At 66.9% G+C, this 26,993-nt stretch carries 27 protein-coding genes, 2 tRNA genes and 1 pseudogene; 11 read left to right on the top strand and 19 right to left on the bottom strand.

What is annotated here, in order from left to right:
- Positions 1 to 44: 44 nt before the first annotated feature.
- Positions 45 to 121 (bottom strand) — tRNA-Pro (locus HHX40_RS19295).
- Positions 122 to 211: 90 nt separating this feature from the next.
- On the opposite strand from HHX40_RS19295, the gene HHX40_RS19300 reads away from it, so the two are divergent.
- Positions 212 to 282: transfer RNA gene (locus HHX40_RS19300), tRNA-Gly, on the top strand.
- Between the two features lie 93 nt (positions 283 to 375).
- Here the strand turns inward: HHX40_RS19300 and HHX40_RS19305 are convergent.
- From HHX40_RS19305 to HHX40_RS19350, 10 genes are all read right to left on the bottom strand, one after another.
- Entirely contained in the window at positions 376 to 1,497 is a 1,122-nt protein-coding gene (locus HHX40_RS19305) for a tyrosine-type recombinase/integrase (RefSeq protein WP_182881728.1), read from the bottom strand.
- Complete coding sequence (locus HHX40_RS19310) at positions 1,497 to 1,715, bottom strand: excisionase family DNA-binding protein (RefSeq protein ID WP_182881667.1); 219 nt, start codon at positions 1,713 to 1,715, stop codon at positions 1,497 to 1,499. Before HHX40_RS19310 ends, HHX40_RS19305 begins: the two co-directional genes overlap by 1 nt.
- Positions 1,712 to 3,286, bottom strand: coding sequence for a helitron helicase-like domain-containing protein (locus tag HHX40_RS19315; protein ID WP_220499334.1), 1,575 nt, complete (start codon positions 3,284 to 3,286; stop codon positions 1,712 to 1,714). Before HHX40_RS19315 ends, HHX40_RS19310 begins: the two co-directional genes overlap by 4 nt.
- Before the next feature lie 38 nt (positions 3,287 to 3,324).
- Positions 3,325 to 3,489 carry a hypothetical protein gene (locus HHX40_RS19320; protein WP_182881669.1) on the bottom strand — a complete coding sequence of 55 codons (165 nt, stop codon included), beginning with the start codon at positions 3,487 to 3,489 and terminating at the stop codon, positions 3,325 to 3,327.
- The gene (locus HHX40_RS19325) at positions 3,486 to 4,907 is read right to left on the bottom strand and encodes an FtsK/SpoIIIE domain-containing protein (RefSeq protein WP_182881670.1); all 1,422 of its coding nucleotides are present in this window, start codon (positions 4,905 to 4,907) and stop codon (positions 3,486 to 3,488) included. Before HHX40_RS19325 ends, HHX40_RS19320 begins: the two co-directional genes overlap by 4 nt.
- 87 nt (positions 4,908 to 4,994) lie before the next feature.
- Entirely contained in the window at positions 4,995 to 5,297 is a 303-nt protein-coding gene (locus HHX40_RS19330) for a hypothetical protein (RefSeq protein ID WP_182881671.1), read from the bottom strand.
- Entirely contained in the window at positions 5,294 to 5,710 is a 417-nt protein-coding gene (locus tag HHX40_RS19335; RefSeq protein WP_182881672.1) for a plasmid replication, integration and excision activator, read from the bottom strand. Before HHX40_RS19335 ends, HHX40_RS19330 begins: the two co-directional genes overlap by 4 nt.
- Before the next feature lie 122 nt (positions 5,711 to 5,832).
- Positions 5,833 to 6,564, bottom strand: a complete 732-nt coding sequence (locus HHX40_RS19340) for a GntR family transcriptional regulator (RefSeq protein ID WP_182881673.1) — start codon at positions 6,562 to 6,564, stop codon at positions 5,833 to 5,835.
- A gap of 155 nt (positions 6,565 to 6,719) precedes the next feature.
- Positions 6,720 to 7,013, bottom strand: a complete 294-nt coding sequence (locus HHX40_RS19345) for a hypothetical protein (protein ID WP_182881674.1) — start codon at positions 7,011 to 7,013, stop codon at positions 6,720 to 6,722.
- Complete coding sequence (locus tag HHX40_RS19350; protein ID WP_182881675.1) at positions 7,010 to 7,351, bottom strand: hypothetical protein; 342 nt, start codon at positions 7,349 to 7,351, stop codon at positions 7,010 to 7,012. The genes HHX40_RS19345 and HHX40_RS19350 overlap by 4 nt, the downstream gene beginning before the upstream one ends.
- Positions 7,352 to 7,658: 307 nt before the next feature.
- On the opposite strand from HHX40_RS19350, the gene HHX40_RS19355 reads away from it, so the two are divergent.
- Positions 7,659 to 9,074, top strand: a complete 1,416-nt coding sequence (locus HHX40_RS19355) for a helix-turn-helix domain-containing protein (protein WP_259403707.1) — start codon at positions 7,659 to 7,661, stop codon at positions 9,072 to 9,074.
- On the top strand, positions 9,071 to 9,604 hold the full coding sequence (locus tag HHX40_RS19360; protein ID WP_182881677.1) for a flavoprotein: 534 nt from the start codon (positions 9,071 to 9,073) through the stop codon (positions 9,602 to 9,604). Before HHX40_RS19355 ends, HHX40_RS19360 begins: the two co-directional genes overlap by 4 nt.
- Before the next feature lie 2 nt (positions 9,605 to 9,606).
- Here HHX40_RS19360 and HHX40_RS19365 read toward each other — a convergent pair whose 3' ends face one another.
- Entirely contained in the window at positions 9,607 to 10,470 is an 864-nt protein-coding gene (locus HHX40_RS19365) for a hypothetical protein (protein ID WP_182881678.1), read from the bottom strand.
- 833 nt (positions 10,471 to 11,303) lie between these two features.
- Here HHX40_RS19365 and HHX40_RS19370 point away from each other — a divergent pair.
- Positions 11,304 to 12,572 (top strand): DUF4365 domain-containing protein, encoded by a 1,269-nt coding sequence (locus HHX40_RS19370; protein ID WP_182881679.1) that lies wholly within the window; start codon positions 11,304 to 11,306, stop codon positions 12,570 to 12,572.
- Positions 12,573 to 13,021: 449 nt separating this feature from the next.
- Here the strand turns inward: HHX40_RS19370 and HHX40_RS36835 are convergent, their stop codons facing one another.
- Complete coding sequence (locus tag HHX40_RS36835) at positions 13,022 to 13,156, bottom strand: integrase (RefSeq protein ID WP_182881730.1); 135 nt, start codon at positions 13,154 to 13,156, stop codon at positions 13,022 to 13,024.
- 115 nt (positions 13,157 to 13,271) lie between these two features.
- Between HHX40_RS36835 and HHX40_RS19380 the strand changes: the two genes are divergently transcribed.
- Complete coding sequence (locus HHX40_RS19380; protein ID WP_310738186.1) at positions 13,272 to 13,655, top strand: VOC family protein; 384 nt, start codon at positions 13,272 to 13,274, stop codon at positions 13,653 to 13,655.
- A gap of 111 nt (positions 13,656 to 13,766) precedes the next feature.
- On the opposite strand, the gene HHX40_RS19385 is transcribed toward HHX40_RS19380, so the two are convergent.
- From HHX40_RS19385 to HHX40_RS19405, 6 genes and pseudogenes are all read right to left on the bottom strand, one after another.
- A complete protein-coding gene (locus HHX40_RS19385) occupies positions 13,767 to 14,141 on the bottom strand; it encodes a transposase (protein WP_220499260.1) in 375 nt (124 codons plus the stop codon).
- Positions 14,136 to 14,246, bottom strand: a pseudogene (locus tag HHX40_RS36840) (transposase); the annotation flags it as partial. The pseudogene HHX40_RS36840 and the gene HHX40_RS19385, both read right to left, overlap by 6 nt.
- Before the next feature lie 140 nt (positions 14,247 to 14,386).
- Positions 14,387 to 15,247 (bottom strand): cation transporter, encoded by an 861-nt coding sequence (locus HHX40_RS19390; RefSeq protein WP_220499261.1) that lies wholly within the window; start codon positions 15,245 to 15,247, stop codon positions 14,387 to 14,389.
- Positions 15,248 to 15,269: 22 nt separating this feature from the next.
- Positions 15,270 to 16,766: a serine hydrolase domain-containing protein gene (locus tag HHX40_RS19395; RefSeq protein WP_182881680.1), complete on the bottom strand. Its 1,497-nt coding sequence runs from the start codon at positions 16,764 to 16,766 to the stop codon at positions 15,270 to 15,272.
- A gap of 156 nt (positions 16,767 to 16,922) precedes the next feature.
- Positions 16,923 to 17,303, bottom strand: a complete 381-nt coding sequence (locus HHX40_RS19400; RefSeq protein WP_310738187.1) for a hypothetical protein — start codon at positions 17,301 to 17,303, stop codon at positions 16,923 to 16,925.
- A 28-nt stretch (positions 17,304 to 17,331) separates the two neighbouring features.
- Positions 17,332 to 17,811, bottom strand: a complete 480-nt coding sequence (locus HHX40_RS19405; RefSeq protein WP_182881682.1) for an ATP-binding protein — start codon at positions 17,809 to 17,811, stop codon at positions 17,332 to 17,334.
- A gap of 275 nt (positions 17,812 to 18,086) precedes the next feature.
- Here HHX40_RS19405 and HHX40_RS19410 point away from each other — a divergent pair, with 275 nt between their 5' ends.
- The 6 genes from HHX40_RS19410 (at position 18,087) to HHX40_RS19435 (ending at position 26,395) form a co-directional block, all read left to right on the top strand.
- Positions 18,087 to 18,953, top strand: a complete 867-nt coding sequence (locus HHX40_RS19410; RefSeq protein WP_117409709.1) for a helix-turn-helix domain-containing protein — start codon at positions 18,087 to 18,089, stop codon at positions 18,951 to 18,953.
- A gap of 203 nt (positions 18,954 to 19,156) precedes the next feature.
- Positions 19,157 to 20,569: a trigger factor gene (gene tig, locus HHX40_RS19415; RefSeq protein WP_117409708.1), complete on the top strand. Its 1,413-nt coding sequence runs from the start codon at positions 19,157 to 19,159 to the stop codon at positions 20,567 to 20,569.
- Positions 20,570 to 20,949: 380 nt separating this feature from the next.
- Positions 20,950 to 21,594, top strand: coding sequence for a ClpP family protease (locus HHX40_RS19420; protein ID WP_150935093.1), 645 nt, complete (start codon positions 20,950 to 20,952; stop codon positions 21,592 to 21,594).
- A gap of 14 nt (positions 21,595 to 21,608) precedes the next feature.
- Entirely contained in the window at positions 21,609 to 22,256 is a 648-nt protein-coding gene (locus HHX40_RS19425; protein WP_117410256.1) for an ATP-dependent Clp protease proteolytic subunit, read from the top strand.
- A 194-nt stretch (positions 22,257 to 22,450) separates the two neighbouring features.
- A complete protein-coding gene (clpX, locus tag HHX40_RS19430) occupies positions 22,451 to 23,734 on the top strand; it encodes an ATP-dependent Clp protease ATP-binding subunit ClpX (RefSeq protein ID WP_117410257.1) in 1,284 nt (427 codons plus the stop codon).
- A gap of 72 nt (positions 23,735 to 23,806) precedes the next feature.
- Complete coding sequence (locus HHX40_RS19435; RefSeq protein WP_182881683.1) at positions 23,807 to 26,395, top strand: valine--tRNA ligase; 2,589 nt, start codon at positions 23,807 to 23,809, stop codon at positions 26,393 to 26,395.
- The last annotated feature ends 598 nt before the right edge of the window (positions 26,396 to 26,993 follow it).

A 26,993-nucleotide genomic window follows, 5' to 3' on the forward strand; every position in this document is an offset into this window, starting at 1 on the left:
GCCGCTTCCGATGATCGGAGGCGGCCTTTGACGTCGGATGGTGCTGGTCGGGGCGACAGGATTTGAACCTGCGACTTCTTGCTCCCAAAGCAAGCGCGCTACCAAGCTGCGCCACGCCCCGTCCCGCCGGTTGCGCGAGCGCTCCGAGACTCCGGTACGCTTACGCCCTGACGACCGGATGAAGTCTAGACCAGATGGACACCGGGCGCGCGCGGACGTAGCTCAATGGTAGAGCCCCAGTCTTCCAAACTGGCTACGCGGGTTCGATTCCCGTCGTCCGCTCTCACCACGAAGGGCCAGGTCACCCCGCCCGGGGAGCCTGGCCTTCGTGATCTCACGATGCTGTTTTCGATCTTCCGTGCCACACGTGCCATTTCATGCCTCGATCTTGGTTTCGGCCGCCGTCTTCAACGCCTGCCTGAACGCTTTGGCGATCGCCTGATCACGGTCCTGCGTGGCGTGCAGGTAGATCAGCGCGGCCCGAGTGGACGAGTGACCCATGCGCGCCATCAGCTCCTTGAGGCTGGCACCGTTGGCAGCCGCCAGCGTGTTCCCGACGTGCCGTAGGTCGTGAAAGTGGAGATCGGGAAGGCCGACCGCCGTACGGGTCTTGTTCCAGGTCCGGCGGAAGCTGGAGCGCCGGAGACGAGCGCCCTTGGGGCCGATGAAGACCCAGCCGTCCGCCGCCTTGTCCGAGTAGCGCTCGACATGCTCCCGAAGCTGGGGGAGGAGTTCATGAGGAATGGCGACAACCCGACGACCGGCGCGCGACTTGGGTGTGTCGTCGAGCAGCTTGCCGCCGTCGAGTTCGGCCAGCGCTCCCACGACCCGGACCACGCCCGCCTCCAGGTCGAGATGTGTACGGCGAAGGCCGGCGAGTTCGCCCCATCGCAGGGTCGTGAAGGTCGCCAGGAGCACCAGTGCCCGGTACCTCTCCGGAATCGCGTCGAGGATCTCGACCACCTTGGTAAGGGGGATCACCTCGCGCTCCGGAGTGTCCGGAGTGCCGGCCCCTCTGATCCGGCAGGGGTTCCGCCGGATCTCCTCATCGTCAACCGCCGTGCTCATGATGGCCTTGAGCAGCGTGTACGCCTTGGCCACCGTCGATTGCCCGACCACGCGGAGACGTTCCTTGCGCCACCGCCGTACGTCCGCCTCCCGAATGTCGGCCAGGCGGCGGTTGCCGAAAAACGGCACGAGGTGATTCTTGAGCAGCGAGCGGTACAGGTCCTCTGTCCGAGGCTTGAGAACGCGATCGTCTACCCACTGCTTCGCGTAGACCTCGAAGGGGACCATCCCGGCGTCCGGGCTCGACCACTCGCCGCGATGGATCTCGGCTTCCTTGAGCGCCAGCCAGCGATCAGCTTCGCGTTCCGTGGCGAACGTCGTGGGGGCCGGGTACATGACGCCGTTCGGCCCTCTGTAGCGCGCTTGATAGCGGCCCGAGGGAAGCTTGCGGACCGCCCCGAAACGCCGCTTGGAGGACTTCTGAGCCATCACGCGGCCCTCCTACGCCGGAGAAGGGTCACCGGCTCGACCAGGCCCGCCGCGATGAAGGCTTCCAGCTCTGTCTCCGGGATGCGAACGTGCCGCCCGAGCCGTACGAAGGCGATGCGCCGCTCTTCGATCAGCCGACGCGGGAACCGCTCCGAGGTGTTGAGCCTCTCGGCCGCCTCGGCGATCGTCAGAAGCCGCCCGAGATCCGTTGTGTTCACGCTGCCCTCCCTTCGATTGCCGAAAGATCCGGTCCGTCTCCGAGCGCTTGGAGCTGGTTCATGTGGTTGCGCCAGCGCTGGCGTTCGTGGACCGAGCGGAGCAGCCGTACGCCGATGGGGGCCAGGTCGGGATCACCGGGCTTGACGGGTCGCCAGATGTAGCGGTGGGGGTCGACCGGTTCGTCTTCGACGCCGAGCGCTTCGAGGACCCAGGTACGCCGGTCCTGTTTGTGCTCGGTGAGGGTCTTGTTGGACCACTTGCGGGAGACGAGGACGCGGCGGCCCGCGTAGCCGAGGTGGTCGGGCTTGTGCGCCTTGCCCTTGCACCGGCCCGGAGCCATCCCCGGTTTGGCGCCCTTGGGCTGCACCCCGTACCGCAGCCAGTTCGGGCAGGTCGGCGAGCACGGCTCGAACCGCAGGGTGTCGAGGAGTCGTTCGGCGTGTGCCTTGCGGCGTGGGTCGTCGGTGCCGAGGGCATCGCCGAGTGACTTGGTCAGGTACTTGGACAGGTATTGGATGAGCTGGTCGGCGTCCGGTGTTCCGGCGAGCACGCTCTGAATGTCGAGCTGGTCGCCGAAGCGGAGCACGTGCAGGGGCTCGGCGTCCTCGTCGGCGTCGAGAGTGTCGAGGGCCTGGTCCCAGGTCGGCAGGACTTCCCCCGTGGCCGGGTCGAGGTAGCCGGCCCCGTCCTCCCACACCGGCAGGTGGTCACCCTCGAAACGGACTTCGTCGGTTGAGGGCCACCACACCTGGTGGTAGGTCGCGGCGATGATCTGCCGCAGCTCTGCCCTCGGGAGGGTGCCGCGGATGGCCATGTGCAGGTGTGGGGCGAGCCGTTTCTGAGGTTCGACGGTGGCGAAGTACTGCACGTCGTATCCGGCGACCCGGCGGAGGTTCTGTACGAAGCGGTCGACGAGCTTGGAGAAGTGCAGTGCGTCGCGGGCCGCGCGGGCGTAGTCGTACCGGTCCGGGTCGAGGGGAGCACCCTCCAGTACCCGCCCGTAGGAGGGCAGGGTGAGCGTGACGAACATCGAGGGCCGGTAGGTCTTGCCGTCCGAGCCGGTGAAGGTCCGGCCGAGCGTGGTCTTGGTCATCTGCCGCTTGGGCAGGTCCGGGGCGTCCTGCCGCCGTTTGGTGGACCGCGTGCGCTTGCCGGAGGTGCGGCCGAGGACGTTGCCGCGCATGCCCGCCCGGTTGATCTCCTCGTCCAGCTCCACGATCGCGGCGTCCAGGTCGGTGGTGTCCCCACCGGCCTTTTCCACCTCATCCCGCCACGCCTGGGCGTCGGCCCGCAGCTCCACGAGGTGGCGCTGATACTCATCGGCATTGTCGGGCAGGTTGGCTGGCTCGGCTTCCAGGTGCCAGCCCTCCCGGCACTGCGCCCGCCGCAACTGGCGATTCCGCTTCGCGCATGGCGGGCACTTGCTCTCCAACGTCGCCCCGCAGGGAACGTCGATGACCTCAACCTGATCGGTGAGGATGTCCTGACGCCGCAGCGGCACCGGCCGGATGCACACGCCGTAGTGCTTGGCGATCTCCTCGACCACGTCCCGTGCCAGCGGTTGAGCCATCCGGACGGCACGAGGCGTGGAGCGGTCGTGCGGGTTGATCACCAGTCACCTCCGAGGGAGTCGGCCCCATCGACCAGGACGGCGGCTTTCTGGCCGCACTCGTGGCACTCGACCAGGCCCCGCAGGGAGTCGAGCCACAGCACGTCGAGCGCGCCGCAGCCGGAGCAGCGCAGCCCGTCGAGGACGTGGGCCAGGCGCATCATCGGCCCACCCCCGCGAACTCGGCGACCATCGCGCGAATGTCAGCGTCGGAGACATACGCGGCCCGCACCCGCACCGGATCAGGACTGGTTTCGAGCCGGACGTATCCGACGCCCGCGCCCAGCTCAGGAACCGGTGAGATGTGGTCGGCCAGTGCGCCCCGGTCGCGTGCTCCGTCGCCGAGGACCATGTCCACCTGCTCGGACTCATCGAGCCGCAGCGCGATCTTGTCGGGGAATAGGTTGCGGATGTTCATGACCTCCTTGCGCGGGTCCTGGAGCGCGGCCATGACCCCGACACCGACCGCGCGCCCTTGCGTGGTGAGCGTGGCAAGGGCCGCCGTGATGCGCTGGCGAAGCTGCTTGTCGGATTGGTAGGCGGTCAGGAACGCCACCTCGTCCACGAGCACCAGGACGAACGGGTCCGCCAGGGTCGGGGTGTGGGAGCGCTGGAGGCCGGCGAAGCGATCGGCCCGCTCCTGCATCACGCTCACGGCCTCATCGAGTAGGTCGGCACACTCCTTCGGATCGGCCGCGTACCGGGAGCCGAACAGGGCGCGTCCGAAGGACAGTTCCATCCGCTTGGGGTCGAGCGCCCAGACCTGCACCAGGCCCGCCCGCATCGCCGGGAGAAGCCCGCGGATCGTCCCCCACAGATACGAGCCCTTACCGGCCCCGGTCGCGCCCGCGATCAGAACGTGTGTGCCATGGACATTGAGCCGGTACGGCGTGCCGTCCTCACACCGTCCGATCTCGATCGGCCCCACCGAGGCGACCTCAGGAGTCGGAACGGCAGGCAACGGGGCGGCCAGGGGATCATGCCGTGGGAAGGTGAGCACGAGCCGCCCGGCCCGAGCGACGGCCACCCGGCAGGATGCAGCGCCGAAGCCGTGGGCCAGGTGCCCGATGCGGTCGGCCCAGTCCTTGACCGCTTGGCCGTTGAGCATCTTCACCGTGACGCGGTCGGCCCAGCCGTCACACTCCACCCGCACCAGACGGGGCAGGTAGTCACGTCCCCGGATGTGCCGGCCAAGACCGGAGATGATCATGACCGGTTGCCAGTGCCGCCGGTAGACCCAGAACCAGCGGGCGAAGGCAAGCAGCCGCCAGCCGACCAGCCGCAGGAACGAGGCCCGATCCAGCAGCGCCCACGACAGTCCGGCCGAGGGCAGGAACCCGGCCATCACCAGGGCCAGGCCCCAGCCGTACAGGGTCCAGATGACCCCGAGGCCGACCGGCACGGCCACCGCGACCGGATGCCGCACGACCAGGCGGACCAAGCCCGCGACGAGCCGCGACAGCCAGATCAAGATGGTGACGATGGCGGGGGTTCGGACGACGGCTGGGCGGAAGACCACGGCGGTGTCCGGTGTGGTGGAGACGAGGTTGCGTGCCTCGTCGCCAGGTAGTTTTCGGAACATTAGACTTCGTGTCCTCTCGTGATTTCGCAGTCAGGGAGAGTTGAGGGGCCGCCGGAAGTTGCCGCTTCCTGCGGCCCCGCTTGCATGTCAGGCCGCCGAGTCGCTGGCCTGGGCGTGTTCGGCGTGGATGCGTTCGCAGTCGGCCAGATACCGCGCGGCGGCGTTGAAGATCTGCCGCGCGATGTCCAGGTCCTCGGCGGTGACCGGCCCGGCCCCGGTGGTCGAGACCGTCACGTCCGCCTCGTCGGACTCCAGAACCAGGTACGGCCGCCCGGACTCCAGCACCCAAGCCCGCGCCCGAGTGATCGAGGCGTAGAACGAGATCCCGATATGGGGACGCTCGCCCGGGTCGATCGACATCGACAGGTGCGTATACGGCCGCCCGGTCACGCCGCCACCTCCTTGCCGTTGCCGGCCGCCTTGGCCTGAGCGCGAGGAGCGCGCATCTCCCGAGCCCGAATCGAGTAGGCGAGCCGTCCGGACCCGTTGACGTACGGGGTCACGGTCAGCCCGTCGAACTCGACCGGCGTGAACGGCAGGCCCGCAACCGGGGCCGGGGGCACCGGCTGAACCGGAGCGAGGATCTTGACGGCCACGGTCTTCTGCGCCGCCTTCAGCGACGGGTCGGCGTCCATCACGGGGATCTGCCAGACGAGTTCGCCCGTCTGCTTGTCCCGCGCCTGGACGAACCGGCCGTTGCTCGACGCCTCGAAGTCCTTGACCGGCTCGACCTCACCTACCGCATAGCAGCCGTACGGGAAGATCTGGCCGAAGCTGATCGGAATGGGTCCCTGTAGAGCCATGTGGCACCACCTCCTCATCTTGTCCTGTCGGTCAGCTTGACTGACCAAGCTACCTCCCCATGAAACGCGAAACCCGCTTGGCTAGTCAAGTAGACCAAGCGGGTTCACGGAGGAAAGTTGGATTACCGGATGGGGTAGGCGTCTTCGAGCTCGTGGCGGTCGCCGGGGAGGACCGTCTCCACCACGATCCAGGGCTTACCGGTGGCGTCGCAGGCGACGGCATAGACGGCCAGCAGCGCGGCCGAGGCCTTGACGCCGAGGAGGTCTCGCTCCTCCGGTGTGGGGTTGCGGGCGGTCACGTGCTCGACGATGTGGTCCAGCTCGACGCCAGCCGCGGCTTCCACGTAGCGCCGTACGCCCTGCTTGAGATCGGCGGAGTCCGTCAGGGCCGTGCCTTCGGCCACGTCGGCCGGGACCCAGGTCGAGGAGACCTCGGACGCCTCGTCGTCACGGGTGACGAGGGTCTTTCGGAGCACGACCGGCGACTTCGGTGTGATGCCGAGATAGGAGGCGATGCGGTTGGGTGCTTCGGCCGGCCCCGCTGCGAGGAGTCGGCTGGAGACCTGGACCTCTTTGCGGTCGAGGAGTTCACGCCCCGTGCGCACCTGCTGAGTGGAGGCGATGGCCGGGCGTCCCCGGACGAACCGGCCCTTGCCTTGATGGGTGACGATCCAGCCGTGATCGCGCAGCACGCCCAGGGCCTTGACCACGGTCGGCCGTGCCATGCCGAACTCGGCCATGAGCTGATGTTCGCTCGGTAGGGGAGAGCCGGGCGGATACTCGCCGGACTCGATGCGCCGTTCCAGTTCGGCGATCAGTTGCGCGTATTTGGGAGGGGTGTATTCAAATGACATCAGAGCCCCACATTCAACATGCCTGTCTAGCCAAGCAGGCTAGCAGTGCATGCGATGCTTGCGAAGGGCTTCCGCCGACATGAACTCCTACCCCTTGAGCGCGACGGCGCAGGACACCCGCGCCTTGATGGAGTCGACCACGCCGCCGCGCCCGTCTATCGGACCTGACCAGTCAGCAACGCCGACCAGGTCTCCCAGCCCTGCCCCACCCGCCACCGATGGGTCTCGCTGATCTCAGGGGCGTCCTCGTTCTGCACCGTGCGCCGGATGAAGGCGACACCGCCCGACTGGCACAGTTCGTAGAACCGGGCCTGACAGTCGCACGTCCAGGCCAGCACCCGGACGCGATGCGCCGGCGACGGCTCCCACCACTCCAGTTCCCGGAAGTTCCCCCGCCGGATGGGGACATGTGCACTATGCAGGCGGTTCGGCTCGTCCAGATCGTTCACAAGCCCTCGCCAGCGAGGTACGGCGGGCACGGGTGGACGTGGCGGAGTTGCCTGTACCGATGCGCCACCCGGCGCGCGGCGGTGACGACGTCCGAGGCTGGGGCGAAGGCGTAGACCGGCCGCCCGCTGGTCGAGGTACGGCCCGAGCGCCAGCGGAACCAACGGCCATCGGTCCAGACGACCAGCTCGACCCAGACCGACACCAGCGCCAGCCCGTACCCCTCGTGCACGTCGGCCGCCACGCCGTACTGCTCCAGCTCCACACGCAGCCGCTCCGCAGTGTGGGCAGCGGTGACCACCGGGGGCCGCCGACCGTACACGAGCTGATCGGCACCCATCACGCCGCCGCCGGCACGCCGGTACCCGCACAGTCGAAGCACTCGACCGCCACCAACTCCACGGCCACACCGTCAAGCCGAAGCCGGGCATCGGCCGAGGACTTCCGAACGAACCGCCAGCCCTTCCCCCGGCAGGCTTTGCATCTGTCCATCTCCGTAACCATGGGATCAAGGGTCGGAATTCTCGTTCTCCCAGCCCATCCCCGCGTGGCATCCCTTGACGGGATAGGTCGCGACCGCGTAGCAGTGGGAGGCACTTTCCGTTGCCCGCCCGGTGCGAAGGGAAAGCCCGCGGATGCCGCCACGCATGGCCGAGCCGTACGAGGTCCCCGCCTCGCTATGGCACCGCCCCGACATGCTCACCGCGCTCAAGGCCCGCGACATCGGCGCAGTCTTCCGCCTGGTCCGCCAGTACGGCGGCTTGAGCCAGACCGCCATCGGCAGCCTGACCGGCTATAGCCAGGGCAAGGTCAGCGCCATCATGAGCGGAAGCCAGCAGGTCACCGCCCTGGAGGTGTTCGAGCGCATCGCCGACGGCCTGCACATGCCTGACCAGGCCCGTATGGCTCTCGGCCTCGCTCCTCGCGACCTGGCCGCCGCAGCCATCCCACGGCAGGATGCCCGCCCAGCAGGTCCGCCGCCTACCGTTGATCTCGTCCGACACGGAGAGGACGAGACCGAAGTGCGACGTCGTGACTTCGTCGGCCTCGCGGGGGCCGCCCTGTTCAGTGCCGTAGTAGCCCAGCCCCTCACCCGCGACGAGGAAGCCGCAGGCGCCGACGATCTCGCCGCAGCCCTCACCGAATACCCGGTCGCCGGCCCCCAGCTCCCGGAGCTGTCGCAACTTGCCACCGCTGTCGCCAGAGCGAAGCGGAGCTACCAGGCGTGCCGATACTCCGAGGTCGCGGCCATGCTTCCCACGCTGATCCGCTCTCTGCGCCTCGCGTGCGCCACGCTCGACGGGGACGCCCGACTCAAGGCGCACGCCCTGTCCGCCGAGGCGCACCACGTGGCCGCCTCCATCCTGCTCAAGCAGGAGGACAAGGGCCTCGCCTGGCTTGCCGCCGACCGCAGCGTCCACGCCGCCCAGGCCAGCGAGAGCCCGCTGATGATGGGCTCAAGCGCCCGCATCATCACCCACGCCCTGATGGACGGCGGCCACCACCGAGCAGCGACCGGCATGGCGAGCAGCGCCGCCCAACGCCTGAACGCCGCACTCTCCCAGCCGTCCCCGAACGACCTATCGGTCTACGGCACTCTCCTCCTACGCGGGGCCGTCGCCGCCGCCCAGCACAGCAACCGGCACACCGCCGCCGAACTCCTGGACGAGGCCGAGGACGCAGGCCGGCGACTCGGCTACGACGGCAACCACATGTGGACCGCTTTCGGTCCGAACAACGTCTTGTGCCACCGGGTGAACATCGCCCTCTCCCTTGGCGATGCCGGAAGCGCGATCGAGAACGCTCGCAGGATCGACATCAACGCCCTGCCCATCAACGAGCGCAAAGCGACCGTCCTTTTGGACACCTCTCGCGCGTTCCTCGCCTGGGGCAAGCACGACCGCGCCCTCTACATCTTGCGGGCCGCCGGAGACATCGCCCCTGAGGAAATCACCAGTCGCCCCTCCACTCATAGGCTGGTTCGCGACATCCTCGCCACCGCGCCCATCAGCATCCGCCGCGAAGCGCGAGAGTACGCCGAATCCCTGGGAGTCACCGCGTGACCGACACCGGCAAGGTCCTGTACATCATCGTCTGCGCCGCAGGACCCGCCGGCGACGTCGGCAAGCTCGTCACCATGGCCCAGGACGACGGGTGGACCGTCCAAATCGTCGCCACCCCGAACGCGCTCGACTTCATCGACGTCCCGGCCCTGGAGAAGCAGACCGGCCGCCCCATCCGCAGCCAATACCGCAAACCCGGCGACCCCAAGCCCCCAAGGGCAGACGCCATCATCGTCGCCCCCGCGACCTACAACACCATCAACAAATTCGCCCAAGGCATCGCCGACACCTACGCCCTCGGCCTCCTCGCCGAAGCCCCCGGCCTCGGCATCCCCGTCGTCGTCCTCCCCTTCGTAAACAGCGCCCTCGCAGCTCGCGAGCCATTCCGCCGCAACGTCGTCCAGCTAAGAGCCGAAGGCATCCGTGTCCTGCTGGGTTCCAATCAGTTTGAACCGCACGATCCCGGAGAGGGAAGCGAGCATGCCGCTGCATTCCCATGGCAATTGGCCTTAGGGGAGCTGTGTCTCTAGCCTCAAGAGATCCAGTTGACCATGATCCCTATCGGGATCGACACAGCGATGCCAAATATCAGGCCCAGCCTACGGGTAGCAGTGGACGGCGCCCCCTCCCCGAGTATTTCGAACTTGGGGAATAGCCACCTAGTGAACCAATCTGATGAAGATGTGAAAATAAAAACTAGGAATGACGCAAAGAAAATGAAACTTAGGCCATTCGTGGTGGCCTTAAGCTTGTCATAGAAAGCGGCTGTGACGGCTGCAGCTAGTAGTAGTGTCGCCAGTGCGCGAGGCCATATGTATCCGAATCCGCGATGTAGAATGAATTCCCATCGCGGTACCCCTTTTTCAATTTCGTCCATCAGGCGCGCGAACGCCTGATGTGCCCAACCAACGTCAGTGGATGCTACTTCTAGCTTGACTGCGAAAGCATCCTCTCGACTGAATGTAACCACAACCCTATCGCCCGGGTGCATTGCGCCAACGAATATAAGCTTCTTGACGCTACGCCGATCTACTTCGGTGAGAATATCGTCCATGTCCCCCCAGATTTTCCGCTTGGAAGCGATGATAAGCCCTAGGAAGGGATATTCGAAAATATCGTCGACTGCAGGGGGGGCGATGTAGTTTACCGTAGAGTGAACTGCATGTACTGTGAATTCGCCGATCGTGTTTTGATTCGACCCCCCTTCTTCTCTTCTTTCGTCATATTCTTGTCGGCGAACTTCTGATGCTATCGCATTTTGTCGTTTCTCGTATAAATCCTCAATGATTCGTCCAATGCGTTGCAAGTCGCCCATCTCTCCAGACCATGCGAGCCACTCGCGACTGTCTCCGAAGCTCTCTCTGCGTGGGGTTCTTCTCGCCTTTGGTTCGTCCATGAGGTACGTATACCAAAGGCAATGATGAGACGCACTAGATCTGCCGAATTGCCCTCATAGCAATCAAGGCGGCGGCACGCCGCGCCGCCGCACGGCGGCCCGTCGCCCGCTCGCCGGCCGGGCGTGCGGCCTGGGGGCCGGTCCCGGCCGGCGGCGGCTCGGGCCGCCCGCCGTACGCCAACCGCGCCATACCCGACGCACTCGCCGAGCAGCGCCGCCCCCGCCGTCCCGCGATGGCTCACCCGCCGTTGCGTTGCCAACCCCCGCCCCACAAGGGTCCTGTCCTCGTGCCTCCGGCGGGGGCCTCCGGTTCCGGGATGGTCGCCCGCACATCACCGAGGGCCGTAGAGGGCTGGGGTGGAAGCCTGATCACCCCGACGCCATCGCCCGGGACAAGCCGAGCAGACCGGGGCCACGGGGCCAAGGTCGTTCGTCCAGTAGGGCGCTCCACCTTGACCCCGTGGCCCCGGCCCGCTTCCCTGACGGGTGGGACGACGGCGACGGGATGATCAGGCAGCCGAAGGCGTGCGCGGATGCGCATGGGTTGGCCAGCCCGTCGCGGGATATTCGCGGGATGATCTTCAATTTCCATCGTTTCCGCGTCCGCTCAGCAGCAGGTCATAATCTGTCTCGACACCGCACAAAATCATGACCGACTCCCGGCCCAGGCCAGCCCGCTGACGTGCCATGCCGACTGCGATTCCCAAGCTGACAGTCCAGGCTCCGACGTCCCTCACCTTCGAGGTCCAATGCCATAGTCGTGAGCAGGGTGATTGAGGGCAACGCTGGACCGGATCTGCCCCAACCCGACGAGGAACCTACAGGAGGGTGGTATGCCGAAGATCTCGAAAGGGCGGCGCGTAGGACAGGCTGCCGTGAACGCGCTGCGCACCCTGCTCGAAGATCACGATCACATCGTTCAAGAGATATCTGGACAGAACGACTTCGGTGAAGACTTCTACGTCACCTTCACCGACAACGGGGATGTCACAAGCGACACGATCAAGGTCCAGGTCAAGGGTGGGGACAAGTGGCGGCGAGGCAACGGCTACGCGGTTCCTATCGGCCAGCACGTCGACACCTGGGCGAATGGGAACATCCCCGTCTACTGCGTAGTGTACGACCCGGACACCAAGAGACTGCATTGGGCGAACGGCACCCAACAGCTCCGCCGGTTCGGCCCCCTCAGCCCGCCACGCTTCATCGGTGTTAGCCCAAACGCGGTACTGGACGACACCACCATAGATTCCTTCGTCGCCCAAGCCCGCCGTTATGTCGGACGCTACCGAGGCCGACAGGCAGTCCTTACCCATCTGGGTGAGATGTCTGGAGTCGAATTCGACCCTACGGACCACGTTCTGCATTTCGTTAATGGCGACGACGAGGACCTCATTTTCTGGAAACGCCCGGGGGACGCGGTGGCGACGCTGCTGCTCAGCACCCAAGACTGGGAACCGGTTCTCGTCAGCCTGGAGTCCTTAATGCGCTCCGAGCTTCCGATACCCGAGGGTGAAAGCGGCCGCGGACCCATCGACCCCGACCTATGGGACGCCGAAGACCTGGGGTTGAGCCGATCCGAGATCATGTGGGTGATCTCCTGTTTCATCTCTACTCAGCAAGCTGACGAAGGGCCGGAGGACGACCTCGGCGGACCTGTCGAGTGCGAGGGGTGTCCGAGCTGCACAGGTGAGGGGCCCGAGGAACATGCCAACATCGACGCAGACGTAATCCACGGTTACGTCCTCGCCCGCATTCTCGATCGGATCGAAGCTGAGCCCGATCTGGTGCAGCGCTCGATCTTGGCCATGCGCGAGGACGGCGAGCTCGAACCGGAGATCATCGCCGAGCTCGGACCTCTCGAATCCGACCCGGGCATCGTCCGCCAGGTGAACAAGCTGAGCCGGGCGACAGTAACGACGGTAGACGACATCGAGCTGGAGGCCTTCCGGCTGGCCATCCTCTACCTCATCCACCGTGTCTACATTGGTGACCCCTCGCTCCCCCTTGATGAGCAGGTCAAAATCGTATGGCGCATTCCCGAACCTGACCCCACATCGTCTAAAGAGGCCCAGCACAGGGAGAATCCGGCCGCTCAGACGTGACAAGCTCAAGTCAGTTAGCCTCGCCCCGCACGACTGCTTCGATCACCTTCTGGCTTGGGAGCCACTCTGGGAGCCACTCGAACGGACGATCATGAACCGAGCCGGACGGATCTGAACGGCCGGAGTCCCGACGGGCAGCACGGCGAAGGGCTCTGAACGGTCCTGGACATCGTTCGGGGACCTTCAGATGAAGGTGCCCGTGCCACAGGCGTGCCACTGAGGGCGGTCCTGAGCGGGGAGCCACGGGGACTGCCGGCCAGAACGAAATCGACTCTGACCAGTGCTTGAGCAAGTCAGCGGCCCACGAGCCGAACTCTTCCAAACTGGCTACGCGGGTTCGATTCCCGTCGTCCGCTCTCACCACGAAAGGCCAGGTCACCCCGCCCGGGGAGCCTGGCCTTCGTGATCTCACGATGCTGTTTTCGATCTTCCGTGCCACACGTGCCATTTCATGCTTCGATCTTGGTTTCGGCCGCCGTCTTGAACGCCTGCCCGAGCGCTTCGGCGATCGCCTGATCACGGTCCTGCGTGGCGTGCAGGTAGATCAGTGCGGCCCTAGGGCGTGTATCGAAAGCGCCGGTCACAGCCGCCCGTTGCTCTGAGGCAGGGATAAACCGCTACCTCAGCGGTGGATGTGGCGAGTACGGTGTGGCTGTAGGCCGGTGATCGCGTGCAGCGGCGGCTCACGGAGACAGACGCGTGGACACGAAGGAGCGAATGGTGCCAGGCGCTGTACTGCGAGGGGTGACTCTGGACTGTGCCGACCCGCAGACGCTGGCGGGCTTCTACGGTGCGCTGACCGGGATGCGCGAGCTCTTCGGTACGAGCGAGTTCGTCGCTCTGACGAACGGCTCCGGCTGTGATCTGGGATTCCAGCGGGTTGACGGATACCGGGCTCCGCAGTGGCCGGGTCAGGACGTGCCACAACAGTTCCACCTGGATTTCCGCGCTGATGACCTCGATGCGATGGAAGAGCTGGCGCTGGAACTCGGCGCGGCCAAACCGGACCATCAGCCCGGCGACGGACGCTGGCGGGTATTGCTGGATCCGGCTGGCCACCCCTTCTGCCTGACGTCTTCCTGACATCGTCGGCGTGACAGGTATCCCCCGTCAGATGCCGTAGCGCTCAGGCTTGGGCGAGCTGTTTATCAGCTGCTCGCCGCCTCGGAGAGGGCATGGCGTCGAATGTACTGGTCACAGCCACTCGTTGAAGGCCGCTACCAGGACGGTTGCCTCGTATCTGACCGCGAGTTTGTCGTACCTCGTGGCCACGGCGCGGTGTCTCTTGAGGCGATTGATGCCGCACTCGACTGCGTTCCGAGCCTTGTAGTCCTCCGGGTCGAACTTCGGTGGACGGCCACCGCGGGAGCCAAGTTTCCTTCGGTTGCGGGCCTGGTCGGCTTTGTCCGGGATGGTGCACTGGATGCCGCGTCTGCGCAGGTAGGAGCGGTTCTTGCGGGAGGCGTACGCCTTGTCGGCGCGTACTCGGTTCGGCGTGGTGCGCGCTCTGCCCAGCCCCAGGCGACGCACGCGGATCTTCTTCAGTACGGGTTCAAACAGGTCGTACACCCGACCCCAGGGCCCGTACCGCTCCGGCACATCCCGCCACGGTGTCCCGGTCCGCGTCCGCCACCGTATGCCGTCGATCAGCCTCCGCCTGGCCCAGATCGGCGGCGATACACGCCCTAGTGGACGAGTGGCCCATGCGGGCCATCAGCTCCTTGAGGCCGGCAGGCGGCCCGACTGCTCCGTGGTACTTCGGGTGCTTCGTATCAGCGCCGGTCGCTCCGCTTCCGCCTGGTGGCCTACCGCCGTCATGGCTTACAGTCGCTCACCATGTTTGGCCCCCGAGTTTTTCTGATACTGGGTTCACTCGCGCTTCTCGTCGGCGGGTGCCAAGCCGCGGGTAGCGCCGGAAGATACGCCCCTGGACGGCCCATCGTTTTCGCCCTGGTCGGCATCGGCCTGATGCTTGGCGCGCTTGCCCTGGCCGTCATCGAACAGCGAGAAAAAAAGCAAGAGCCTCCGGCCGGGGCACTCCGACCCCAGGATGATCGCCAGGAGTAAGAGCCGGGTTCGTACCACGCCTTGAAGCCCTCTCGGGTGGCGACGGCGGCGATGACCAGGGCGGCGACCGGGTCCGCCCACGACCAGCCGAACATGGCGTTGAGCACCAGGCCGACCAGCAGGACCGCCGACAGGTAGGTGCAGAGCATGGTCTGTGTCGAGTCGGCGACGACGGTGGCCGAGCCGAGTTCCCGGCCGGTCCGGCGCTTGGCCGCCACCAGCAACGGCATCACCACCACTGAGACTGCCGCGAGGGCGATGCCGACCGGAGACCTCCCGGCTTCGCCGGCGCCGGACAGCGAACGGACCGCGTCGACGCTCACCCAGGCGGCGAGCGCGAAGAAGGAGACCGCGATCAGTCGCAGGGCCAGGTGCTCACGGGCCTCGGGGACGCGGGAGCGAAACTGCCAGATGACCACGGACGCCGAGAAGACCTCGACGATGGAGTCCAGGCCGAAGCCCAGCAGGGCCGCGGACGAGGCCGCGCCGCCGGCGGCGATGGCCACCACGCCTTCAAGCAGGTTGTAACCGGCTGTGGCATAGGCCAGGTGGAGACTGCGCCGGTTCAGTACCGTGCGCCGTCCGGCCGTCGGAGCCGGGGTGTTCATTCGGCCGCTTCCATCACAACGGTCACCAGGGGCTGTCGAGGGCCATCGTGGCGAGGTGCCGGGCGATGCCGGCGGTGTCGATGTTCTGGACGTTGCTGAGCACGACCACCTCGATGTCGTCGTCGGGCAGGTACATGTTGCTCGCCGTGTAGCCCTGGAAGAGACCCGGATGGTACCGGAGCCGGTGCCCCTGGAGCCGGTCGACGAGCCAGCCGAAGGCGTACGCGCTCGACGGCAGGTTGAGGCAGCCGGTGGAGGGGCACGGCGCCTGTGGCGTGAACGCCTGCCTGACGGTGGTCGGCGGAGCGACCCGGTACGAGCCGAACGCCCGGTCCCAGCGGGCGATGTCGTCGATGGTGGAGTAGATGCCGGTCGCGGCGAACAGTTCGGAGCCGTTGAGGAGCGGGGCGGGTGATCCGAGCGTGTAGTAACCCTTCGCGTACCCGTCGGGCGGATATCCCCTGCTGTAACCGGTGTGCCGGAGGTTCAGGGGGCCGGTGATCAGCTTGTGCAGTACGACGCCGTAGGGCTCGTGCGTCACCGCCTGGATGATCGCGCCGGCCAGGACGTAGCCGGAGTTGCTGTACTTCCAGCTGGTGCCGGGCTTGAAGTCCAGCGGGAGGTCCACGATCTGCTGGATGAGTCGCCGGGTCGTGGTCGGTCGCGTGATGTCGGCAAGGTAGCCGGGCAGCTTCTCGATGTTGGGAATGCCCGTGGTGTGGTTGAGAGCCTCGCGGATCGTGATGGGCCGCCACGCTGTCGGGCAGGCCTCGATGTATGCCGGGACGAGATACGGGCAGACCCGGTCGTCCAGCCTGAGCAGCCCGCGGTCGCGCAGCTTCAGTACGAGCATCGAGGTGAACTGCTTGGTGATCGACATAACCCGGTAGACCGTGTCCGGCCGATTAGGAACGTGCCGTTCCTCGTCGGCCTCGCCGGCGGCGAAACGCGCCAGCACCTCTCCGCGCCGCACCACCAGAGCCGAGCCCGTGAACTGCTTTCTCGCGGCCAGATCCCGCAGATAATCCAGCATCGCCGCACTGGTGGCGTCATCCCGCGGCGTGGGCGACGTGGCCAGGGGGTCCGATTTCTGAATCGTCTGGTCCGTGAGGTCGCCGGCCGGTGCGGCCGAATTCTCGTCCGGCCGGTTCACGACGTCCGACAGGCTGTAGTGGTCTACAAAGGAATTCGCGGTCGCGTCCGAGTTCTGCCAGTTGTACGGCAGGGCGCGCGATTCCGTCCCGCCCTTCTGCGCCGGTGTGACGGCGAGCGTGACGTCGCGGAGCAACTCCTGGTGCTGGCGCTGCCGTCCGTGCTCCCACTGCCGTCGTCCGTCATGCTGCCCATCACGCTCGTGCGCCCGGCCGTGACCGTGTCCGTGGGGATGGTCGGCGCCGGGGGCGATCACGGTGGAGGCGGCGACGGCGGGAGTGCCCCCAGGCGCGGCCCCACCGGCCAGTGCGGAGACGATCGCCAGGAATCCGACCGCATTAGGACACTTGACCATTTTCTCCCCCATGAAAGGCGCCATGTCCCGAATTCCTGACATTCCCGGAATCGAGTGATTCGCGGCGAGAATGCCGGGCGGGCCATTTCTCTGGGGGCTTGTTTTCCTTCCGGCGGCGTCACAAACGGCGGCCGGTGCGGTTTTCCCTCCGCCTATATCTTTGTTTTGTCAGAGCTGCTCGACGCCGCCGGGGTTCTGGGGCAGCCACCGCAGCGCCGCGTCGAGGCAGTCCTCGGGGCTGGTGTTGAAGGCGATGGCGGCGCCGGGCACGTGCAGCCGTACCAGGTTGATCAGTTTCTCGAAGAGCCCGAGCAGCGGCTCGTGGCTGCGGATGCCGCCCCCGATCACCACGACGGCGTAGTCGTCGCGGCGCAGCGCCTCCACGATCAACGCTTCGGTGTCCTCGTCGAGTGCCACCAGGCACCAGTCGGCCTCGACGCCGTGGTCGTCGAAACGGGCCCGTCCGCGTGCCAGCGCGGCCTGGATCGGCTCCGGGTCCCAGCCTTCGAGCTTCGCGGGATCGAGACCTATCACCAGTACTCGTGCCACTGGCACGCCTCCTCGCAGAGGAACGAACTCAGTCGCCGGCGCGGAAGAGGGCCCAGACGGCCTTGCCGCCGTCGTCGAGGGCGTCCCAGCCCCAGGCCTGGCTGTAGGTCTCCACTATGTAGAGGCCGCGGCCGTGCTCGGAGACGAAGTCGGGCTGTGCGGGAGCGGGAGCCTCGTCGCTCGGGTCGGAGACGGCGAGCAGGACGTGGGGCGCGAGGCGGAGAAGCGTCAGCGTTATCGGGTGGCCGGTGGTCCGCCGCGCCGGATACAGCGCGTAACGAACAGCGTTCGTGACCAGTTCGCTGACGACCAGCGCCGCGTCGTCGCTCAGCTCCGGCAGCCCCCACCGCTGCAGGGTCGTCCTCGTGACGTCACGCGCGGTCTTGACCGAATCGGCCTGTGGGGCAAGGGGGCACATCGCCGTATCGGACGCGCACACCGCCCTCCGGAACCAGCCGAATCCCACGTCGCGGGTCAGCTGGCCGACGGATTTGGGCTCGTCCGACATGGTTGCCCGTACCTCCCGCTGGCCTGAGTCGAGGGCTGGTGCATATTTGGCCCAATATGCACCTAGACATGATGGAACACCCTCTCCCACTGCTGCAAGACCCAAATGCACGTGCAGCCGTCACGTGCAAACGCACACGCCTAACGTTGCCACCCTCAGAGACACGTAGATCAGACCTTGTCATCGGGGCCTGTAGTGGTGACACTGTGTGGGCTGGGGGTGTCGTGCGGGTCGTCCCTTGGCGGCACACTGAGCCGAGGTGAGAGGGAGGCGCCGTGATACAGATCCAGGCTGGATCGGGTCCGACGGCTCTGCGCATCCTGCTCGGCTCTCAGCTCCGCAAGCTCCGTGAGAGCAAGGGAATCAGCCGCGACGAGGCCGGCCGGTGCATCCGGGCCTCCGAGTCGAAGATCAGCCGGATGGAGCTGGGCCGGGTCGGCTTCAAGGAGCGTGACGTCGCCGACCTTCTCGTGCTGTACGGCGTGGAGGACGACGAGACGCGCGACGTCGTCATGAACCTGGTGGACCAGGCCAACGAGCCCGGCTGGTGGCACCGGTTCAACGACCTGCTGCCCTCCTGGTTCCAGGCGTACGTGGGCCTGGAGGAGGCGGCCGAGCGCATCCGCACCTATGAGGTGCAGTTCGTCCCCGGGCTGCTGCAGACCAAGGAGTACGCGCGTGCCGTGATCACGGCGGGTGCGGTGGGGGCGGCGCCCGAGGAGATCGCCCGGCGGGTGGATCTGCGGCTGGAACGTCAGCGCATCCTCGACGGCGGCAACGCGCCGACGTTCTGGGCGGTGATCGACGAGGCCGCGCTGCGCCGTCCGATCGGCGGCGGCGAGGTCATGCGGGGCCAGGTTCAGCACCTCATCGACCTGATGAACCAGCCCAACATCACGATCCAGGTGATTCCGTTCAGTTACGGCGGACACGCCGCGGAGGGCGGCGCGTTCAGCATCCTGCGGTTCTCCGACCAGGACCTGCCCGACGTCGTGTACGTCGAGCAGCTCGCAAGCGCTCTCTACCTGGATAAACGGGAAGAAGTCGACCGTTACACCGAGGTCATGGAGCGTCTCTGCGCGGTCAGCACGACCCCCGCCGAGACGGTGGACCTGCTGCGGCAGATCATGACCGAGCTCTGAGCAGTCGCTCCAGGCCCTCATCTGCTCTAGACTGCCCTTGGCGTTGGACACCCGCCACAGTCGAGCATGCCCGGACAGGTCGCGTGCCGGCGGAGAGGGCGGTCCCTGCGCCCCTCACGTGGGCGCGGCGCGCGTTATTGTGCCGCGGTTGCCGTGCACGACGTGCCCGCGACCACCAGATGATGGACCAAGGAGATCACCCCGTGAAGACCGCTGTCGAGGAGCTCAGCCCTACCCGGGTCAAGCTCACCGTCGAGGTGCCGTTCAAGGAGCTCGAGCCGAGCCTGCAGGCCGCCTACAAGAAGGTCGCGCAGCAGGTGCGCGTGCCCGGCTTCCGTCCTGGCAAGGTGCCGGCCCGGATCATCGAGCAGCGCTTCGGCCGCGCGGTGGTTCTCGAGGAGACCCTGAACGACGCGCTGCCCAAGCTGTACGGCCAGGCCGTCGACGAGACCGAGGTCTTCCCGGTGAGCCAGCCGGAGATCGAGGTCACCAAGATCGAGGACGGTGAGCAGGTCGAGTTCACCGCCGAGGTGGACGTCCGTCCCGCCTTCGACGTCCCCGGCTACGAGGGCGCCGAGATCGTGGTCGACGCGGCCGAGGTGAGCGACGAGGACGTCGACGCCCAGCTGGACGGCCTGCGCCAGCGCTTCGCCACTCTGACCGGGGTGGACCGCCCGGCGCAGAACGGCGACTACGTCGTGATGGACCTGCGTGCCGAGATCGACGGCCGCAACCTGGACGAGCAGCAGGCCGCCGACGTGTCGTACGAGGTCGGCGCCGGCTCGGTGCTCCAGGGCCTGGACGACGCGCTTCAGGGCATGGCGGCCGGCGAGGACAAGACCTTCCGCACCACGCTGGTCGGCGGTGAGAACGCCGGCGAGGAGGCCGACGTGATCATCACGGTCAAGTCGGTGAAGGAGAAGGTGCTGCCCGAGCTGGACGACGAGTTCGCGCAGCTCGCCAGCGAGTTCGACACCCTCGACGAGCTGAAGGACAGCATCCGCGAGCAGGCCCGCCGCAACAAGCTCGTCGACCAGGTCGTGCAGAGCCGCGAGAAGGCCCTTGAGGCGCTGCTCGACAGGATCGAGATCCCGCTGCCCGAGAGCGCGCTCACCGCCGAGATCGACGCGCGCAAGCACAATCTGGAGCACCAGATCTCGGAGAGCGGTCTGAGCCGCGAGGCGTACCTCCGTCTCCAGCAGACCACCGAGGAGGAGCTGTTCGCCGAGTACGAGGCGAACGCCGCCAAGGCCCTCAAGTCCGGCTTCGTGCTCGACAAGATCGTCAAGGCTGAGGACATCGGCGTCAGCGAGCAGGAGCTCACCGACTTCGTGGTCCGCCGCGCCATGCAGATGGGCGTCGCGCCGAACACGCTGGCCCAGCACCTCGCCGACAACAACCAGCTTCCGCTGGCGATGATGGAGATCGTGCGGGAGAAGGCCAAGACCCTCATCGGGGACGCGGCCAAGGTGACCGACACCGCCGGCAACGAGGTGGACCTCAAGGCCATCTACGCCGAGCTCAACCCCGAGCAGGAGGCCGTGGGCGTGGAGGAGGCGCAGGAGGGCGACCAGCCCGCCGACGCTCCGGCCGCCGCCGAGGCCAGGGAAGGCTGAGTTCCTCCGGCCACACCGGCCGGGGCGTGCCGTCGGCCACACGGCCGGGACAACGACGAAACCCTCGCCGTACCTGCGGGTGCGACGAGGGTTTCCGGCTATATTCGCGGCAAATCCCGCTAGATATTTCCGCGTCGGCGTGCCGCCGATCGGCCGTACGACCGGGAGCCCCGGCGGCGCGGCACGCCCGTCGCCGCGCTGTCAGGCGCGGCGAGCGCGCGGAACGCGGGCGGGGGACGGGCAGGGCTCGGCCGCCCGCGGATCGGGGGCGGGGCATGCGCCGTCAGCGAACAGTACGGCGCGAGGGCATGAGCTGTCTGCGCCGCGCGTTAAGGTCACAAGCAAAGCCAATCGTTTACGACGCATCGGAAGGTGACGCTGTGACCAGCCCGCCGACCTTCTTCCCGACCGGTGGTTCCGGCTTCGAGGCCCGGAGCCCGGAGGGTGGCCCCTCTCGCCTCGAGGACCAGCTCTACCAGCGCCTGCTGCGCGAGCGCATCGTGGTGCTCGGCACCCAGGTGAACGACGAGGTGGCCAACCGGCTGTGCGCTGAGCTCCTGCTCCTCGCCGCCGATGACCCCAACCGCGACATCTGGATGTACATCAACTCCCCCGGCGGTTCCGTGACCGCGGGCATGGCGATTTACGACATGATGGAGTATGTGCCGAACGACGTGTGCACCGTCGCGATGGGACTGGCCGCCTCCATGGGGCAGTTCCTGCTCTGCGCGGGCGCCCGCGGCAAGCGGTACGCCCTCCCGCACGCCCGCATCATGATGCACCAGCCCTCGGGCGGCATCGGGGGCACCGCGGCCGACATCGCGATCCAGGCCGAGCAGATGCTCTATGTGAAGAAGACGCTCGCGGAGCGGATCGCCTCTCACACCGGCCAGCCGCTCGACCAGATCGAGCGCGACTCCGACCGGGACCGCTGGTTCACGGCCGAGGAGGCCAAGGACTACGGCTTCATCGACCACGTGGTGCGCAGCGCCCGCCAGGTGCCCTCCGAGGGCGCCGTCTCGTGACTGGAGCTTCCGAGATGAGTGAGCTGATCCGGCCGGGTGACATCAACGGCCGCTACGTTCTTCCCTCCTTCGTCGAGCGCACGTCGTACGGCGTCAAGGAGATGAACCCCTACAACAAGCTGTTCGAGGACCGCATCATCTTCCTCGGGGTCCAGATCGACGACGCTTCGGCGAACGACGTGATGGCGCAGCTGCTCACGCTGGAGTCGCTGGACCCGGACCGCGACATCAGCATGTACATCAACTCGCCCGGCGGTTCGTTCACCGCGATGACGGCGATCTACGACACCATGCAGTTCGTCCGGCCCGAGATCCAGACGGTCTGCCTGGGGCAGGCGGCCTCGGCCGCCGCGATCCTGCTGGCCGGCGGCACGCCGGGCAAGCGGTTCGCGCTGCCGAACGCCCGTGTCCTGATCCACCAGCCCTACACCGAGGGCGGCGGTCAGGGCAGCGACATCGAGATCCAGGCTCGTGAGATCCTGCGCATGAGGTCGCTGCTCGAGGACCTCGTGGCGAAGCACTCGGGTAAGTCGCCCGACGAGGTCCGCAGGGACATCGAGCGCGACAAGATCCTCAGCGCCGAGGAGGCGAAGGCGTACGGTCTGGTGGACGACATCATTCCGTCGCGGAAGAAGCGCGCGGCGGCGGTCGCCGCTTCCTGAGGGAGTTGCCGCACCGGAACAGTGCCCAATTGGGCACGTTCCGGTGCGACTCACCGCTAGGGGGCTCACTGAGGGCCCGAGAGACGGTAACGTCGAAACCTGAGCGGGATGACGTTTTCGCACCGGATCACAATCGGTTGCGGACGGAAGCGACCGCGGCGGCAGGGGCGGTCCCACGCAAAGGAGTATCTGGGGTGGCACGCATCGGCGACGGGGGAGACCTGCTGAAGTGCTCGTTCTGCGGCAAGAGCCAGAAGCAGGTCAAGAAGCTCATCGCCGGACCAGGCGTCTACATCTGCGATGAGTGCATCGATCTCTGCAACGAGATCATCGAGGAGGAGCTCTCCGAGTCCTCCGAGCTCAAGTGGGACAACCTCCCGAAGCCGCGTGAGATCTACGAGTTCCTCGACGCGTACGTCATCGGCCAGGACAAGGCCAAGAAGGCGCTGTCGGTCGCGGTCTACAACCACTACAAGCGCGTCCAGTCCGGGGAGCGGGGCCGCGACGACGGCCTGGAGCTGGCCAAGTCGAACATTCTGCTGCTCGGTCCCACCGGGTCGGGCAAGACCCTGCTGGCGCAGACCCTCGCCAAGATGCTCAACGTGCCGTTCGCGATCGCGGACGCCACCGCGCTGACCGAGGCGGGCTACGTCGGCGAGGACGTGGAGAACATCCTCCTCAAGCTCATCCAGGCCGCCGACTACGACGTCAAGAAGGCCGAGACCGGGATCATCTACATCGACGAGGTCGACAAGATAGCCCGCAAGAGCGAGAACCCGTCCATCACCCGGGACGTGTCGGGCGAGGGTGTGCAGCAGGCCCTGCTGAAGATTTTGGAAGGGACCACCGCCAGCGTGCCGCCGCAGGGCGGCCGCAAGCATCCCCACCAGGAGTTCATCCAGATCGACACCACGAACGTGCTGTTCATCTGCGGCGGCGCCTTCGCCGGGCTGGAGAAGATCATCGAGTCGCGGGTCGGCCGGAAGGGCATCGGCTTCAACGCGATCATCCACTCCAAGGAGGAGATGGACTCCTCGGACATCTTCTCCGACGTCATGCCGGAGGACCTGCTCAAGTTCGGCATGATCCCCGAGTTCGTCGGGCGGCTGCCCGTGATCACGTCGGTGCACAACCTCGACCGGAGCGCGCTGATCCAGATCCTCACCGCGCCGCGGAACGCGCTCGTCAAGCAGTACCGGCGCCTGTTGGAGCTGGACAACGTCGAGCTCGAGTTCACCGACGACGCGCTGGAGGCGATCGCCGACCAGGCCATCCTGCGCGGCACCGGCGCCCGCGGCCTGCGGGCGATCATGGAGGAGGTCCTCCAGTCGGTGATGTACGAGGTCCCCTCCCGACAGGACGTGGCACGCGTCGTCATCACCCGCGAGGCAGTGCTGGAGCACGTGAACCCCACCCTCGTGCCGCGTGACCAGCTGCAGGCCAAGCAGCAGCGTACGCCGCGGGAGAAGTCGGCCTGATCCCGGCCGTCGCCGGCCATTGTCCACAGGGTGTGCGGCGACGGCGCGGGAGGCGTCCGGACCTCCCTAGAATTGGGCAGCGTGACTACGTCTGAGCTGCCCACCCAGTACGCCCCCGCCGAAGTCGAGACCCGGAGCTACGAGCGCTGGGTATCGGCGGGCTACTTCACCGCCGACCCCGGCAGTGGGCGCGAGCCGTACACCATCGTGCTTCCCCCGCCGAACGTCACCGGGTCGCTGCACGTGGGTCACGCGCTCGACCACTCGGTCCAGGACGCGCTGACCCGGCGGGCCCGCATGCGGGGCATGGAGACGCTGTGGCTTCCCGGCATGGACCACGCCGGCATCGCGACGCAGAACGTCGTGGAGCGAGAGATCGCCAAAGAGGGCCTGTCCCGCCACGACTTCGGCCGTGAGGCGTTCGTCGAGCGCGTCTGGCAGTGGAAGGAGGAGTCCGGCGGGCGGATCCTCGGCCAGATGACGAAACTCGGCGACGGCGTCGACTGGTCCCGCGAGCGGTTCACGATGGACGAGGGGCTCTCCCGCGCCGTCCAGACGATCTTCAAGAAGCTTTTCGACGACGGGCTCATCTACCGCGCCGAGCGGATCATCAACTGGTGCCCGCGCTGCCTCACCGCGCTCTCGGACATCGAGGTGGAGCACAGCGACGACGACGGCGAGCTCGTCTCCATCCGGTACGGCTCGGGTGACGAGGAGATCGTCGTCGCCACCACCCGGGCGGAGACCATGCTGGGCGACACCGCGGTGGCCGTCCACCCCGCCGACGAGCGCTACGCGCATCTCATCGGCAGGCACGTCGAGGTCCCGCTGACCGGCCGGCGCATCCCGATCGTCGCCGACGAGCACGTGGACCCCTCCTTCGGCACCGGTGCGGTCAAGGTCACCCCCGCCCACGACCCGAACGACTTCGAGATCGGCCGCCGCCACTCGCTGGAGTCGCTCGTCGTCATGGACGAGCGCGGCGTCATCACCGCCCACGGGCCGTTCCAGGGCCTCGACCGGTTCGAGGCGCGGCCCGCCGTGGTCGCCGCCCTGCGCGAGCAGGGCCGGATCGTGGCCGAGAAGCGGCCGTACGTCCACTCGGTGGGCCACTGCTCCCGATGCAAGACCGTGGTCGAGCCGCGGCTGTCGCTGCAGTGGTTCGTCAACGTCACGCCGCTGGCCAAGGCCGCCGGCGACGCGGTGCGCGACGGCCGCACCCGCATCCACCCGCCGGAGCTGGCCAAGCGCTACTTCGACTGGGTCGACGACATGCACGACTGGTGCATCTCCCGGCAGCTGTGGTGGGGGCACCGCATCCCGGTCTGGTACGGCCCCGACGGCGACATGGTCTGCGTGGGACCGGACGAGGAGCCGCCCGCCGGTTACGAACAGGACCAGGACGTCCTGGACACGTGGTTCTCCTCCGGCCTGTGGCCGTTCTCCACGCTCGGCTGGCCCGACGAGACACCCGAGCTGGCCCGCTTCTATCCGACGACCGTGCTCGTCACCGGCTACGACATCCTCTTCTTCTGGGTCGCCCGGATGATGATGTTCGGGCTGTACGCGATGGACGGACGGCCGCCGTTCCGCACGGTGGCGCTGCACGGCATGGTGCGCGACCAGTTCGGCAAGAAGATGTCGAAGTCGTTTGGCAACGTGGTCGACCCGCTCGACTGGATCGAGCGGTACGGCGCGGACGCCACGCGCTTCACCCTGCTGCGCGGCGCGAACCCCGGCTCCGATGTGGCGATCAGCGAGGACTGGGCGGCCGGATCGCGCAACTTCTGCAACAAGATCTGGAACGCCACCCGCTTCGCCCTGATGAACGGCGCCGTCTCCGAGGGCGTGCCCGGCGACCTCACCCCGGCCGACCGCTGGATCCTGTCGCGGCTGCAGCAGGTCGTCACGACCATCGACGCGGCCTTCGAGGACTTCGAGTTCGCCAAGGTCTCCGACGCCCTCTACCACTTCGCGTGGGACGAGGTCTTCGACTGGTACGTCGAGCTGGCCAAGGTGCAGTTCGCCGAGGGCGGGGTCGTGGCCGAGAACACCAAGCGGGTGCTCGGCCATGTCCTCGACGCGCTGCTCCGGCTGCTCCACCCGCTGGTGCCCTTCGTGACGGAGGAGCTGTGGCGCGCCCTGACCGGGGGAGAGTCCATCGTGGTCGCCCCCTGGCCCGCCGTCACGCCCGAGTTGCTCGACCCCGCGGCCGAGCAGGAGATCGTCGCGTTGCAGAACCTCGTGACCGAGGTGCGCAGATTCCGCTCCGACCAGGGCCTGAAGCCCGGCCAGCGCGTGGCCGCGCGGCTCTCCTTGCCGGGTACGGCTCTCGCCGCCCACGAGGGCGCGGTCCGCGTCCTGCTGCGCCTCGACGAACCGTCGGAGACGTTCACCCCCACCGCGCGCCTCACGGTCGGCACGGTCCTCGTGGAGATCGACACGGCCGGAGCCATCGACGTCGCCGCGGAGCGCAAGCGTCTGGAGAAGGACCTCGCCGTGGCACGCAAGGAACAGGCCCAGGTCACCGCGAAGCTGGGCAACGAGCAGTTCATGGCGAAGGCGCCCGAGGACGTGGTGGCCAAGGTGCGCCGGCGTGCCGAGCAGGCGGCGGAGGACATCTCCCGCCTGGAGGCCCAGCTCGCCGCGCTGCAGGGATAGCTGCGTCAGATGAGGTTTGGGAGTGTCAGCGGCAGGGCAGGACTGTGAAGTTGCGCAAGTTGTGCTCGGCATACCCTGACGGGTGCTAGTCTTTGTGCACGCGCAGGGAGTCGGCGAGTCGGAATACCCGAAGGGGATCCGGCTGTTAGGCTCTCTGCACTCCCTTCCTCTCACCCGATCTCGGGTCACCTCGTCGCGGTTCGACGGAGTGTCGCGGATCAGGTAAGTTCGAGGGGTTGCCCCGGAGACGGGGTGGCCGGAATTCTCGGCCGGAAATCGGAATTCAGTGCAAATCACCTCGATTTGACACGAATAACGAGACCGGACAGAATAAAGGCACAACGGAAAACGCCCCGGAGCGTGGGACCTGATTCAAAGGTTCTGGGTGATGGTGGTCGCGTCCGTTTCTTGAGAACTCAACAGTGTGCTAAAAGCCAGTGCATGAATCATGCATGACCCCGTCACCGTTGATTGGTGGCGGATTCCTTTGACGGTGCCTTTCCTTAGCCGGGGGGTGCCGGCCAGGGGTGACACTTTTCAGACATTGTTTGGAGAGTTTGATCCTGGCTCAGGACGAACGCTGGCGGCGTGCTTAACA

The sequence above is a fragment of the Microbispora sp. H10949 genome (assembly GCF_014161435.1).
Taxonomy (GTDB): Bacteria; Actinomycetota; Actinomycetes; order Streptosporangiales; family Streptosporangiaceae; genus Microbispora; species Microbispora triticiradicis.